The following is a 13340-nucleotide window of genomic DNA, read 5'->3' on the forward strand; positions in this document are numbered from 1 at the left end:
CTTCTGGTTGGCGGATGCAGCGGCTCCCTGATACGGTACGGAACGTGTCGTATCTAAACCGGTCCGGTGGCTCGGAAGCCGCCGCAGGCCCTCGCGGCGGACGCCCCCGCGACGAGCGGCGGGAGCACGACATCCTCGCGGTCGTCGGTGCGCTGCTCGCGGAGTCGGGTTACGAGGGAGTCACCTTCGAGGAGGTCGCCCGGCGCGCGGGCGCGTCCAAAGCCACCCTCTACCGGCGCTGGAAGTCCAAGCGGGAGATGGTGATCGCCGCGATCAAGGCGGGCCCGGCGTACCGGGAGGGACCGGACGAGATCGACACGGGCAGTCTCAGGGGTGACCTGTTGGCCCTGTGCCAGCGGCTCGACCGGTCCATGCGCTCCGCCGACGGCCAGACGGCGATGCTCCTGCTCCAGGCTGGTCTGGAGGACCCCGACCTGTGTGCGGAGATCGAGCGGTCGGTGGGGCCGACCGGTGCGCGACTACCCGCGAGCGTGATCGAGGCAGCCGTCCGCAGGGGAGAACTGCCCGAAGGCGTCGATACCTTCCCCTACGAGGAGGTCGCCGGCGCGGTGCTCCTGCTCCGTCGGCTCAACGGGCTGCGGGCCGACGACCACTACTTCGAGGCGCTGGTCGACGCCGTGCTGATTCCCGCCCTGCGCGCCTCGACGACCACCGGCCGAACGCTGCCGGCCGGCATCTTCTCCGGACACCCCGCAACCCACTGATCCCGAAACGACAAAGGAACACCATGAAGCCGTTGACCATCGAAGGATTTCACTACCAGACGCTCCCCGGAGAGAAGGGCGTCGACATCAACGTCGCGGTTGCCGGCGACGGCCCCGCGGTGGTGCTGCTGCACGGGTTTCCCCAGACGCACTACATGTGGCACCGCGTCGCACCGGACCTCGCCGAGCGACACACCGTGATCGTGCCCGACCTGCGGGGCTACGGCGCGAGCGGCAAACCCGCCGCCGACGGTCCCGACACCTACTCGAAGCGGGTCATGGCCCAGGATGTGCTGGCCGTGGCGCGGGAGTTGGGACACGAGCGGTTCGGGCTCGTCGGGCACGACCGTGGCGCCCTCGTCGGGGTCCGGGCCGGCCTGGACCACCCGCGGGCCGTGACCTACCTCGGCATCCTCGACGTGCTCCCCACCCTCGACACGTGGGCGGTCCTGCAGGGGGTGCACGCGAAGGTGGCCTGGCATCTCTACCTGATGGCACAGCCGGCCGGCCTGCCGGAGAAGATGATCGCCGCGGTGGCCCCGGAGTTCTTCGGCTCGTTCCTCGACGCCTGGGACACCGACGGTACGACCTTCACCCCCGAGGTGCGCCAGCACTACATCGACAGCTCGGTCGACGCCGTCGACTCCATCGTCGCCGACTACCGCGCCACCGCCGGCATCGACCTGGAGATGGACCAGGCCGACCGGGACGCGGGCCGGCGGCTGACCATGCCGGTTGGGGTCATCTCCCAGGACTGGGGCTCCCAGCTCGGGTTCGACGCGGCGTCGCTCTGGGGCGCCTGGGCTCCCGACCTGACCTACCAGCCGACCCAGGCCGGCCACTTCATGGCCGAGGAGAAGCCCGCGGAGATCGCCCGTTTCATCACGGACCTCGCCGCCCGCAGCGACGCCTGACCTCGACCACCCGGAGTCGGTCAACCCGCCGGAGGCCCCTCGACCGACATCGTGCTAGCATTGCTAGCACGATGTCGGTCGCCAAAAGGAGAAGGGGATGGCAGCTCTCAGCATCCGTGACCTGGACGACACGGTGAAGGAGAAGCTCCGCGTCCGCGCCGCCCGGCACGGCCGATCGATGGAGGCCGAGATCCGGGCCATCCTGACCTCGGCCGTCAGCGACGAGGCACCTCGGGCGGATCTCTTCCACGCGCTTGTCGATCGCTTCACCTGGCTCGGGGGAGTGGACCTCGAGCCGCCGGCCCGCGCCACCCCGCCCCGTGCGGCGGAGCTGTTCGAATGATCGTCCTCGACACCAACGTCGTGTCCGAACTCATGCGCGGCGAGCCGGCCCCCGTCGTCATCGATTGGCTGCACCGCAACTCGCACGACGGCCTCTACACGACGACGATCACCGTCGCCGAGATCCGCTACGGCATCGCCCGGCTGCCCGCCGGTCGCCGTCGGGAGTCCCTGCGGCAGGCCGCCAACGAGATCTTCGCGGCCTTTCCCCGTCAGGTTCTCCCCTTCGACCTTGCCGCCGCCGACGCCTACGCGGACATCGTCGCCGGCCGTGACGGCACTGGCAATGCGATCGACGGGTTCGACGCCCAGATCGCCGCGATCTGCCGTTCCCAGGCCGCCACCCTCGCCACCCGCAACATCAAGGACTTCACCGACACGGGCATCGCGATAGTCGATCCATGGCAGGCGACGAGCGACTAGCGATCGCCTGGGCGACCGCGGATCAGGACGGGCGGAGCCAGAGGACGCCCAGCGGGGGCACCCGCAGTGCCACCGACGCCGGCAACCCGTGCCAGGGCACGTCCTGGGCGTGAACCTGGCCCATGTTGCCCACCCCGGACCCGCCGTAGTGGTGGGCGTCGGTGTTGAGCACCTCGGTCCACGCGCCCCCGGCCGGCAGGCCGATGCGGTAGTCCTCCAGCGGTGACGCGGAGAAGTTCGCCACGCAGACCAGGGTCGCGCCGTCCGGAGCGATCCGGACGAAGCTGACCGCGTTGTTGGCCACGTCGTCGCCGGCGATCCAGCGGAACCCGGCCGGCTCGGTGTCCTGCGACCACAGCGCCGGGGTGTCCCGGTAGACGGCGTTCAGGTCACCGACCAGGCGCTGCACGCCGGCCCGCGCCGGGTCGTGCAGCAGGTACCAGTCGAGGCCGCGCTCCTCGCTCCACTCCCGGTCGTCGGCCAGCTCGCAGCCCATGAAGAGCAACTGCTTGCCCGGGTGCGCCCACATGTACGCCAGCAGCGCGCGCACGTTGGCCAGCCGCTGCCAGGTGTCGCCGGGCATCTTCGCCGCCAGCGAGCCCTTGCCGTGCACCACCTCGTCGTGGCTGATCGGCAGCACGTAGTTCTCGCTCCAGGCGTACGCCAGGGAGAAGGTGAGCTGGTGGTGGTGGTGCTGCCGGTAGATCGGGTCCTTCGAGGTGTAGAGCAGGGTGTCGTGCATCCAGCCCATGTTCCACTTGAACCCGAAGCCCAGGCCGCCGCCGTCGGTGGAGCGGGTGACCCCGGGCCAGGCGGTGGACTCCTCGGCGATCATCACCACGCCCGGGTGGTGCCGGTAGACCGTCGCGTTCGTCTCCTGCATGAACGCCAGGGCCTCCAGGTTCTCCCGGCCGCCGTACTGGTTGGGGGCCCACTGGCCCTCCTGGCGGGAGTAGTCCAGGTAGAGCATCGAGGCGACCGCGTCCACCCGCAGCCCGTCGACGTGGAACTCCTCGCACCAGTACAGGGCGTTGGCGACCAGGAAGTTGCGCACCTCCCGGCGACCGAAGTCGAAGACGTACGTGCCCCAGTCGGGGTGCTCGCCGCGCCGCGGGTCGGGGTGCTCGTAGAGCGGCGTGCCGTCGAAGCGCGCCAGGGCCCACTCGTCCTTGGGGAAGTGCGCGGGCACCCAGTCGAGGATGACGCCGATCCCGGCGGCGTGCAGCCGGTCCACCAGGAAACGGAAGTCGTCCGGGTCGCCGAACCGGGACGTCGGCGCGTAGTAGCCGGTGACCTGGTAGCCCCAGGAGCCGCCGAATGGGTGCTCCATCACCGGCAGGAACTCCACGTGCGTGAAGCCCAACCCGACGACGTACTCGGTCAACTGCTCGGCCAGCTCCCGGTAGCCCAGGCCGGGCCGCCAGGAGCCGAGGTGCACCTCGTACACGCTCATCGGCTCCTGGTGCGGGCGGCGCTGCGCGCGTCGCTCCAGCCAGGCCGCGTCGTTCCACTCGTACGTCGAGTGGTGCACCACCGACGCGGTGGCCGGCGGCACCTCCGCGTACGCCGCGAGGGGGTCGGCCTTGTCCCGCCACTGCCCGTCGGCGCCGAGGACCCGGTACTTGTAGCGGGCCCCGACCCGCGCGCCGGGCACGAAGATCTCCCACACGCCGCTGGAGCCCAGCGAGCGCATCGGCCAGCCGTCGTCCGGGTACCAGCCGGTGAAGTCACCGACCACCCGCACACCCCGGGCGTTCGGCGCCCACACGGTGAACGCGACGCCCTCGTCGAAGACCCGCGCGCCCAGGGCGTCCCAGAGCCGCTCGTGCCGGCCCTCGCCGATCAGGTGCAGGTCCAGCTCGCCGAGGGTGGGCGGGTAGCGGTACGGGTCGTCGTGGACCTGCCCGTCCACCTCGATCCGGTAGTCGAGCACCACGCCCGCGACGGTCGCCTCGAACACGCCGACGTCGTGCACCCGCTTCATCGGGTGCCGCTCGCCGGCCACCACGACCGCCACGTCCTGCGCGCCCCGGCGCAGGGTGCGGATGGTGCTGCGCCCGTCGGCCGGGTGGGACCCGAGCACCGCGTGCGGGTCGTGGCTGCGGCCGGCGATCAGCTCGTCCATCGTGGGTCGTCCTTCGTGGGAGCGGTCGGCGCGGTGCCGCCGGACAGGTCGTCGGGTACGTCCTCGACGGTCAGCTCCGCCGGTGGCGTGGCGGTGGGCACGTCGGGAACGTGGTGGACCGGGCGGCGCACGGTCAGCACGTGCGCCGGTTGAAGATACGGGTCGAGCCGCACCGCGTTGCGCTGCCCCCAGTCGTAGCTGGTGCCGGTCAGCTCGTCGTGCACGGAGAACCGCTCGTGCCAGTCGAACCCCAGCGCCGGCATGTCCAGCGTGGTGTTGCCCCACTGGACGGTCCGCGAGTCGAACGAGCAGACCACGATCACCGTGTTGCCGGTCGCCGGGTCGTGCTTGGACCAGCACAGCAGCGCGGGGTTGTCGATGTCGTGGAAGACCAGGTTGCGCAGCCGGCGCAGCGCCGGGTTGTCCCGGCGGATCCTGTTGAGGGTGGCGATGAACGGGGCCAGCGAGCGGCCGTGCGCCTGCGCGCCGGCCCAGTCCCGGGGACGCAGCTCGTACTTCTCGTTGTCCAGGTATTCCTCGGCGCCGGGCCGGGCCACGTGCTCGAACAGCTCGAAGCCGGCGTACATGCCCCAGGAGGGGGAGAGCAGCGCGGCCAGCACCGCCCGGATCTTGAACATCGGCGGGCCGCCGTGCTGCAACGACTCGTGCAGGATGTCCGGCGTGTTCGGCCAGAAGTTCGGCCGCATGTAGTCCGCCGCCGCGACCAGTTCCTCGCAGTACTCCCGCATCTCGGCCGCCGTCGTGCGCCAGGTGAAATAGGTGTACGACTGGGTGAAGCCGACCTTGCCCAGCCCGTGCATCATCGCCGGGCGGGTGAACGCCTCGGCCAGGAACAGCACGTCCGGGTCCACCTTCTTGACCTCGGCGATCAGCCACTCCCAGAACTGCACCGGCTTGGTGTGCGGGTTGTCCACCCGGAAGATCTTCACGCCCTCGCCGACCCAGTGCAGGACCACCCGCAGCACCTCGGCGCGGATGCCCTCCGGGTCGTTGTCGAAGTTCAGCGGGTAGATGTCCTGGTACTTCTTCGGCGGGTTCTCCGCGTACGCGATGCTGCCGTCGGCCCGGGTGGTGAACCACTCCGGGTGCGCGGTCACCCACGGGTGGTCCGGCGCGCACTGCAACGCCAGGTCCAGGGCCACCTCCAGGCCCTGCTCGGCGGCGGCGGCGACGAAGTCGCGGAAGTCCTCCGGCGTACCCAGGTCGGGGTGGATGGTGTCGTGCCCGCCCTCGGCGGCGCCGATCGCCCACGGCGAGCCCACGTCGTCCGGCCCGGGGGTCAGCGAGTTGTTCGGGCCCTTGCGGTTGACCCGGCCGATCGGGTGGATCGGCGGCAGGTAGAGCACGTCGAAGCCCATCGCCGCGACGCCGGGCAGCCGCTGCGCGGCGGTGGCGAACGTGCCGGAGCGGGCCGGCGCGTCGACCGTGGCTCCCATCGCGCCCTCGGAGCGGGGGAAGAACTCGTACCAGGCGGAGAAGAGGGCCCGCTCGCGGTCCACCCAGATCCGGTACTCGTCGCCGGTGGTGACCAGCTCCCGCACCGGGTGGTCCCAGAGCAGGTCGGCCAGGTCCAGCGCCGGCCCGACCCGCCGGGGCAGCTCCCCGGTCTCGTCGCGCAGGGCCGCGACGGCGGCGTCGACCCGCCTGCGGTCCGCCGCCGGCACCAGGTCGCGCGCGGCGGTCAGCACGCGTACGCCCTCGGCCAGGTCGTTGGCCAGCTCCGCCGGGCCCTGGCCGGCGGCGATCTTCTTGGTCACCGCGTTCTGCCAGGTCAGGTACGGGTCGGAGAACGCCTCGACGGTGAACGTCCACTCGCCGACCGCGTCGGGTGTGATGGTGGCCAGCCACCGGTCCTGACCGGGCTCACCGGGGCGCATCCGGGTGAACGGGCGGGCCCGCCCGTCCGGGCCGAGCCAGACCACGTTGCAGCCCAGCGCGTCGTGCCCCTCCCGGTAGGCGCGCGCCGACACCGGTACCAGCTCACCGACCACCGCCTTCGCCGGGTGGCGACCGCAGGAGACGGCGGGGGAGACGTCTTCGATGGGGAACCGACCAGTCACCGATTCAACCTACTGCGCGAGATCCTTTCGTGCTCGGCCAAGCGCCGTCGTCGGTGCGTCCCGGGCTGTGGAGCCCCGTGTTGCGGGGCCTCGTGTTGCGGGGCCCGTGCTGGGCCCCGTGGTCAACTCGGGTTCATTGAAGTCGGGCGGACAACCGGGTCCGGACACCCCGACTTCAGTGACCACGAGTCGATCGAGGCGGAAGTCGTCGCCCGCGGCCCGCCGACGGCGAGTCGGATGAGGAAGGGACCGGGCGTGGGAGGGCCGGGCGTGGGAGGGCCGGGCGTGGGAGGAAGCGGGTGGGGGAGGGGGCCGGGCGTGGGAGGGCCGGGCCGGGGAGGAAGCCGGGCGTGGGAGGGAGCCGGGTGGGGGAGGGCTTCGGGCGAGGGAGGAGTCTGGCGGGGTCGAGGAGACGGCGGGGCCTCGCACTTTCGGGGAAACTGCTGCCTCCCCGTGCGCGGACCCCGCAACTTCCCCGAAGTTGCCGACTACGCGGGCGGCTCCGCCGCCATGAACGACCCCTTGCCCTGGCGGGTGACGATCCAGCCCCGCTCCTCCAGGATTCGCAGTGCATACCGCACCGGCCAGGCACTCGACTGGTACTGCACGCGCATCTCGGCGATGGACGGCAACTTGTCATTGGGCTTCAGGGTGCCAGCGCGGACGGAGGCTGCGACATCTTCGATGATCTGCTCGTAAAGCGGTGCCGCCCGAGCACCGGGCGGCGCACCTGCTCGACATGGCCCGTGCGTACGCCCTCACCGGCGACCTGAAGCGGGCGGGCCGGGCGCTGCTGGACGCCGAACGCACCGCGCCCGGCGAGGTGCACGACCGGCCGGCGGTACGCGACCTGGTGGCCATGGTGGCCCGCTCGCCCGCCGCGCCCGGCGCCCTGGCCCGCCTCGCCGGTTGTTAAGAAGGGGCCCTTCCTCTACCGGAGGCGTTAATAGGGGGCCCTTCCTTACCGCAGGGAGCGGTACAGCTCGGCGGTCTGTTCGGCGATGGCGTCCCAGGAGAAGTGTTCGACCGCCCGGCGCCGGCCGGCCTTGCCGAACGCGGCGGTCCGCGCCGGGTCGGCCAGCAGCTCGTTCAACGCCGCCGCCAGGTCTGCCTCGAACCGGGCCGGGTCCAGCGGGGTGCCGGAGCCGTCGGCGGCCTGCTCGATCGGCACCAGCAACCCGGTCTCGCCGGCGGCGACGACCTCCGGGATGCCGCCGGTGGCGGTGGCGACCACCGCGGTCTCGCAGGCCATCGCCTCCAGGTTGACGATGCCCATCGGCTCGTAGACCGAGGGGCAGACGAAGACCGTGGCGTGGGTGAGCACCTGGATCACCTCGGGCTTGGGCAGCATCTCGGCCACCCAGATCACCCCGGAGCGGTTGGCCCGCAGCTCGGCCACCAGGCCCTCCACCTCGGCGGCGATCTCCGGCGTGTCCGGGGCCCCGGCGAGCAGCACCAGTTGCGTGTCGGCGGGCAGTTCCCGGGCGGCGCGCAGCAGGTGCGGCAGGCCCTTCTGCCGGGTGACCCGCCCGACGTACACCACGCTGGGCCGGGACCCGTCGATCCCCAGCCGGTCGAGCACGTCGGTGCTGTGGTCCGGGGCGTACTGCGCGGTGTCGATGCCGTTGTAGACCACCCGCACCCGGTCCGGGTGCACCCCCGGGTAGGCGGTCAGCACGTCCCGGCGCATCCCCGCGCTGACCGCGATGATCGCGTCGGCCGCCTCGAACGCCGTCCGCTCGCACCACGAGGAGAGCGCGTAACCGCCGCCGAGCTGCTCGGCCTTCCACGGACGCAGCGGCTCCAGGCTGTGCGCGGTCACCACGTGCGGCACCCCGTGCAGCAGCTTCGCGGTGTGCCCGGCGAAATTCGCGTACCAGGTGTGGCTGTGCACCACGTCGGCACCGGCACAACCCGCGGCCATCTCCAGGTCCACGCCCATCGTGCGCAGCGCGGCGTTCGCGCCGGTCAGGCCGGCCGGCTCGGCGTACGCGGTGACGCCCGCCTCGGAGCGCGGCGCGCCGAAGCAGTGCACCCGTACGTCGGCGAGCCGGCGCAGCTCCCGCGCCAGGTACTCGACGTGCACCCCGGCGCCGCCGTACACCTCCGGCGGGTACTCCCGGGTGAGCAGATCGACACGCAGCCCTCCGAGATCGCTCATGACCGGCACCCTAGTGCAGACGGCGGAGTCGCACCGGGTGCGGAACTGTGCCCGTCCGAGTGGTGAAGTCGCGATGGTATGGATAGCGTCTGGTCATGGCTGCCAAGGTGCTCGCGATCGTCCTGGCGGGTGGGGAGGGCAAGCGCCTGATGCCACTCACCACGGACCGGGCCAAGCCGGCCGTCCCCTTCGGCGGGATGTACCGCATGGTCGACTTCGTCCTCTCCAACCTCGCCAACGCCGGCTATCTCAAGATCGTCGTGCTGACCCAGTACAAGTCCCACTCGCTCGACCGGCACATCACCAAGACCTGGCGGATGTCGACCCTGTTGGGCAACTACGTCACCCCGGTGCCGGCGCAACAGCGCCGGGGCCCCTGGTGGTTCGCCGGCTCCGCCGACGCGATCTACCAGAGCTTCAACCTGATCAACGACGAGCAGCCGGACTACGTGATCGTCTTCGGCGCCGACCACATCTACCGGATGGACCCCCGGCAGATGGTCGAGGACCACATCGCCTCCGGTGCGTCGGTGACCGTGGCCGGCATCCGCCAGCCGCTGTCCTCGGCCGACCAGTTCGGGGTGATCGAGGTCGGCGAGGACGGCCGGCGGATCCGGGCGTTCCGCGAGAAGCCGACCGACGCGGTCGGCCTGCCCGACGCGCCGGACCAGATCTACGCCTCGATGGGCAACTACGTCTTCAGCACCCGGGCGCTCTGCGAGGCGGTCGAGCGGGACGCGGAGGACAAGACCAGCAAGCACGACATGGGCGGCAGCATCATCCCGATGATGGTGGAGCGGGGCGAGGCCAACGTCTACGACTTCCGCGACAACGAGGTGCCGGGCAGCACCGACCGGGACCGGGGCTACTGGCGGGACGTGGGAACGCTGGACTCGTTCTACGACGCGCACATGGACCTGATCAACGTGCACCCGGTGTTCAACCTCTACAACTTCGAGTGGCCGATCTACACCGACCAACCGCCGTACCCGCCGGCGAAGTTCGTCCACCAGTGGGGCGAGCGGGTCGGCCGGGCGCACGCCTCGATGATCTCGCCCGGCGCGGTGATCTCCGGCTCGCTGGTGGAGAACTCGGTGGTGTCGCCGAAGGTCAAGGTCCACTCCTGGGCGCACGTCGACGGCTCGGTGCTGATGGAGGGCGTGGAGATCGGCCGGCACGCGGTGGTCCGCCGCGCCATCCTGGACAAGAACGTGATCGTGCCGGAGGGCGCCGAGATCGGTGTCGACCTGGAGAAGGACCGGCAGCGCTACACCGTCTCCGACAACGGCATCGTGGTCATCGGCAAGGGTCAGAAGGTGGAACCGTGAGCAGTCACCCCCGCGCGGGCCAGCCCGCCCAGCCGTCCGACCTGGTCGACGTGCCGATGCTGGTCACCACCTACTACGCCGAGCACCCCGACCCGGACGACCCGGCGCAGCAGGTCTCCTTCGGCACTTCCGGGCACCGGGGGTCGAGCCTGCGGCGCGCGTTCAACTCCGACCACATCCTGGCGATCACCCAGGCGCTCTGTGACTACCGCCGGGAGCAGGGCCTGGACGGCCCGCTCTTCGTCGGCCGGGACACCCACGCCCTGTCCGCCCCGGCGACGGTGGACGCCCTGGAGGTGCTCGCCGCCAACGAGGTGACCGTGCTGCTGGACAGCCGGGACGGCTACACCCCGACCCCGGCCGTGTCGCACGCGATCCTCACCCACAACCGGGGCCGCACCGCCGGGCTCGCCGACGGGATCGTCATCACCCCGTCGCACAACCCGCCGGACGACGGCGGCTTCAAGTACAACCCCACCCACGGCGGGCCCGCCGACAGCGACGTGACGCGCTGGATCCAGGACCGCGCGAACGCGATCCTGGCCGCCGGGCTCAAGGAGGTCAGGCGCATCCCGTACGCGCGGGCCCGCGCCGCCGACACCACCGGCTCGTACGACTTCCTCGCCCACTACGTCGACGACCTCCCGGCGGTGCTGGACCTGGACGCGGTCCGCGACGCCGGGGTACGCATCGGCGCCGACCCGCTCGGCGGCGCGAGCGTCGCCTACTGGGGTGAGATCGCCGAGCGGCACCGCCTGGACCTGACCGTGCTCAACCCGACGGTCGACCCCACCTGGCGGTTCATGACCCTGGACGGCGACGGCAAGATCCGGATGGACTGCTCCTCGCCCAACGCGATGGCCTCCCTGATCGCCGCCCGCGCCGACTACCAGGTCTCCACCGGCAACGACGCCGACGCCGACCGGCACGGCATCGTCACCCCCGACGCCGGCCTGATGAACCCCAACCACTACCTGGCGGTGGCGATCGCCCACCTGTTCCGCACCCGCACCGACTGGGGCCCGGCCGCCGCCGTCGGCAAGACCCTCGTCTCGTCGTCGATGATCGACCGGGTGGCCGCCGACCTGGGCCGGCCGCTCCTGGAGGTGCCGGTCGGGTTCAAGTGGTTCGTGCCGGGCCTGCTCGACGGCGCGGTCGGCTTCGGCGGTGAGGAGAGCGCGGGCGCCTCGTTCCTGCGCCGCGACGGGGGCACCTGGACCACGGACAAGGACGGGCTGCTGCTCTGCCTGCTCGCCGCCGAGATCATCGGCAGCACCGGCCGGACTCCCAGCGAGCACTGGGCCGAGCTGGCCGAACGCTTCGGCGCTCCCTCGTACGCCCGCATCGACGCGCCGGCCACCCGCGAGCAGAAGGCGGTGCTCGGCAAGCTCTCGCCCGAGCAGGTCACCGCGACCGAGCTGGCCGGCGAGCCGATCACCGCGACGCTCACCACCGCGCCGGGCAACGACGCGCCGATCGGTGGCCTGAAGGTGACCACCGAGTCGGGTTGGTTCGCCGCCCGCCCGTCCGGCACCGAGGACGTCTACAAGATCTACGCCGAGTCGTTCCAGGGGCCGGAGCACCTGGCCCGGATCCAGTCCGAGGCGAAGGAGCTGGTCTCCGAGGTTCTGGGCCGGGCCTGACCACGCCCGGTCAGGCCGTTCGCGGGCCGGCATCCCGGACCGGGGTGGATCGCCCGCTGCTGGGCGGCTCGCCCGACACCCCGCGCGGGGTGTCGGGCTTGCGCCCGGGCCGCGCCGGTGGTGCTGCGGGGCGCCGGGCTGCGTCGAGCCGCGCCGGTGGTGTCGCGGGGTGTCGGGCCGCGTCCGGGCCTCGGGGGTGGTGTCGCGGGGTGTCGGGTTGCGTCGGGCCCGCGCCGGTGGTGCTGCGGGGTGTCGGGTTGCGTCCGGGCCTCTGCGGTGGCGTCGCGGGGGTGCCGGACCGCGACCGGGCCCCGACGGCGGGTGCCGCGACGCGGGCGCTTTCGAGCTGAGTCATTCGTGTCATCGGGGCGGGCGCAGGCCGGCGCGGTGGCCTTGCTGCGGCGGGCCCGACTCGGGCCCGCCGCACCGCGCGGCGGCGTGAGTCACCCACGACATCAGCTCGAAAGGGGCCGGCGCGGGTCATGTCCCCCCTGCCGCAGGGTCAGCGGGGCGGGCGCAGGCCGGGCGTGGCGGCCCCGACGCGTTGCAAGGTCGGGCCCGCCGCAGCGCGCGGCGGCGTGAGCCACCCACGACATCAGCTCGAAAGGGACCGGCGCGGGTCATGTTTTCTCCCTGCCGCGGGGTCAGCGGGGTGGGGGTAGCTCGCGGCGGTTGAGCTGTTCGCGCAGGTTCTCGGGCAGCAGCTCACGCAGTTGCTCGGGCAGCAACGGCAGGTCCAGCAGGCTCAGCTTGAGCTGGTTGCGTTCCTGGTAGCGGCGGGGGTCGAGGCGTACCACCAGGCCGGCGTCCCGGCGGTAGCGCACCTGCACCGCGCCGGAGGTGGCGGCCTCGCGGAAGATCTGGCCGTCCATCTCGACGGCGACCGGCGCGGACCCCGGGGTCAGCTCGAGCCGGATGGTCTCATCTCCGGAGAGCACCACCGCCCGGGAGATGCCGGCCATCGGCGCGGACGGGGTGACCACCACCGCGTCGCTGGCGGGGGACACCAGCGGGCCGCCGGCGGCGTAGCTGTACGCGGTCGACCCGGTCGGGGTGCTCACCACCAGGGCGTCGCAGCGGTAGTAGCCGTACCTCTGCCCGTCGACCGCGAGGGTGGCGGTCACGAAGCCGGCACCGGGCTGGCGGACCAGCGCGATGTCGTTGAACGCCACCAGGTCGTCGCCGCACACGTCGCAGGCGAGGCAGCTGTGCCGCTCCACGGTGAAGTCCTTGGCGGTCAGCCGATCCAGCGCGGCGGGTAGTTCCGGCGGCTCGACCTCCACCAGGAAGCCGAGCCGGCCCAGGTGCACGCCGAGCACGGGTTTCGGATCGCGTACGGCCGAGCGCAGGGCGCCGAGCATGGTGCCGTCGCCGCCGATGCTGATCAGCGCGTCGCAGGCGACCGGCACCTGGTCGACGGGCAGCGGTTCGACGCTGGCCGGCACCCGGTGCCGGTCCTCGGCGCGGACGGCGAGGCAGATTCCCTGCCGGGCCGCCCAGCGTTCGATGATCCCGACCACCTCGGTGACGTCGCGGGTCGGGTGCAGCACCAGCCCGAGCCGCCCCATGGCTACAGCTCACCACACCCGGGCCGCCCC

Annotated in this window: 12 protein-coding genes; 7 read left to right on the top strand and 5 right to left on the bottom strand. The window is 71.9% G+C overall.

The window, feature by feature from the left end; genetic code table 11:
• The first annotated feature begins 44 nt into the window (after window positions 1-44).
• The 4 genes from D7223_RS17875 to D7223_RS17890 all read left to right on the top strand — a co-directional run bounded on the left by D7223_RS17875 (window position 45) and on the right by D7223_RS17890 (window position 2404).
• A complete protein-coding gene (locus D7223_RS17875) occupies window positions 45-725 on the top strand; it encodes a TetR/AcrR family transcriptional regulator (RefSeq protein WP_222622262.1) in 681 nt (226 codons plus the stop codon).
• A 23-nt stretch (window positions 726-748) separates the two neighbouring features.
• On the top strand, window positions 749-1639 hold the full coding sequence (locus D7223_RS17880) for an alpha/beta fold hydrolase (protein ID WP_120729527.1): 891 nt from the start codon (window positions 749-751) through the stop codon (window positions 1637-1639).
• Window positions 1640-1736: 97 nt separating this feature from the next.
• Window positions 1737-1982, top strand: coding sequence for a FitA-like ribbon-helix-helix domain-containing protein (locus tag D7223_RS17885; RefSeq protein WP_120729528.1), 246 nt, complete (start codon window positions 1737-1739; stop codon window positions 1980-1982).
• Window positions 1979-2404 carry a type II toxin-antitoxin system VapC family toxin gene (locus D7223_RS17890; protein WP_120729529.1) on the top strand — a complete coding sequence of 142 codons (426 nt, stop codon included), beginning with the start codon at window positions 1979-1981 and terminating at the stop codon, window positions 2402-2404. The genes D7223_RS17885 and D7223_RS17890 overlap by 4 nt, the downstream gene beginning before the upstream one ends.
• Window positions 2405-2426: 22 nt before the next feature.
• Here D7223_RS17890 and glgB read toward each other — a convergent pair whose 3' ends face one another.
• The 3 genes from glgB to D7223_RS17910 form a co-directional block, all read right to left on the bottom strand.
• The gene (gene glgB, locus D7223_RS17895) at window positions 2427-4529 is read right to left on the bottom strand and encodes a 1,4-alpha-glucan branching protein GlgB (RefSeq protein WP_120729530.1); all 2103 of its coding nucleotides are present in this window, start codon (window positions 4527-4529) and stop codon (window positions 2427-2429) included.
• Window positions 4517-6610, bottom strand: a complete 2094-nt coding sequence (locus D7223_RS17900) for an alpha-1,4-glucan--maltose-1-phosphate maltosyltransferase (RefSeq protein ID WP_120729531.1) — start codon at window positions 6608-6610, stop codon at window positions 4517-4519. The genes glgB and D7223_RS17900 overlap by 13 nt, the downstream gene beginning before the upstream one ends.
• Before the next feature lie 488 nt (window positions 6611-7098).
• Window positions 7099-7299, bottom strand: a complete 201-nt coding sequence (locus D7223_RS17910; RefSeq protein WP_120729532.1) for a winged helix-turn-helix domain-containing protein — start codon at window positions 7297-7299, stop codon at window positions 7099-7101.
• A gap of 14 nt (window positions 7300-7313) precedes the next feature.
• Between D7223_RS17910 and D7223_RS17915 the strand changes: the two genes are divergently transcribed.
• A complete protein-coding gene (locus tag D7223_RS17915; protein ID WP_120729533.1) occupies window positions 7314-7526 on the top strand; it encodes a hypothetical protein in 213 nt (70 codons plus the stop codon).
• A gap of 45 nt (window positions 7527-7571) precedes the next feature.
• On the opposite strand, the gene glgA is transcribed toward D7223_RS17915, so the two are convergent.
• Window positions 7572-8771, bottom strand: a complete 1200-nt coding sequence (gene glgA / locus D7223_RS17920; protein ID WP_120729534.1) for a glycogen synthase — start codon at window positions 8769-8771, stop codon at window positions 7572-7574.
• A gap of 95 nt (window positions 8772-8866) precedes the next feature.
• Here glgA and glgC point away from each other — a divergent pair, with 95 nt between their 5' ends.
• Window positions 8867-10099: a glucose-1-phosphate adenylyltransferase gene (gene glgC / locus D7223_RS17925; protein ID WP_120729535.1), complete on the top strand. Its 1233-nt coding sequence runs from the start codon at window positions 8867-8869 to the stop codon at window positions 10097-10099.
• Window positions 10096-11742, top strand: coding sequence for a phosphoglucomutase (alpha-D-glucose-1,6-bisphosphate-dependent) (gene pgm / locus D7223_RS17930; RefSeq protein WP_120729536.1), 1647 nt, complete (start codon window positions 10096-10098; stop codon window positions 11740-11742). The genes glgC and pgm overlap by 4 nt, the downstream gene beginning before the upstream one ends.
• 644 nt (window positions 11743-12386) lie before the next feature.
• On the opposite strand, the gene D7223_RS17935 is transcribed toward pgm, so the two are convergent.
• Window positions 12387-13310, bottom strand: coding sequence for an NAD(+)/NADH kinase (locus D7223_RS17935; RefSeq protein ID WP_120729537.1), 924 nt, complete (start codon window positions 13308-13310; stop codon window positions 12387-12389).
• Window positions 13311-13340 lie beyond the last annotated feature (30 nt).

Source organism: Micromonospora endolithica (genome assembly GCF_003626595.1).
Classification (GTDB): domain Bacteria; phylum Actinomycetota; class Actinomycetes; order Mycobacteriales; family Micromonosporaceae; genus Micromonospora; species Micromonospora endolithica.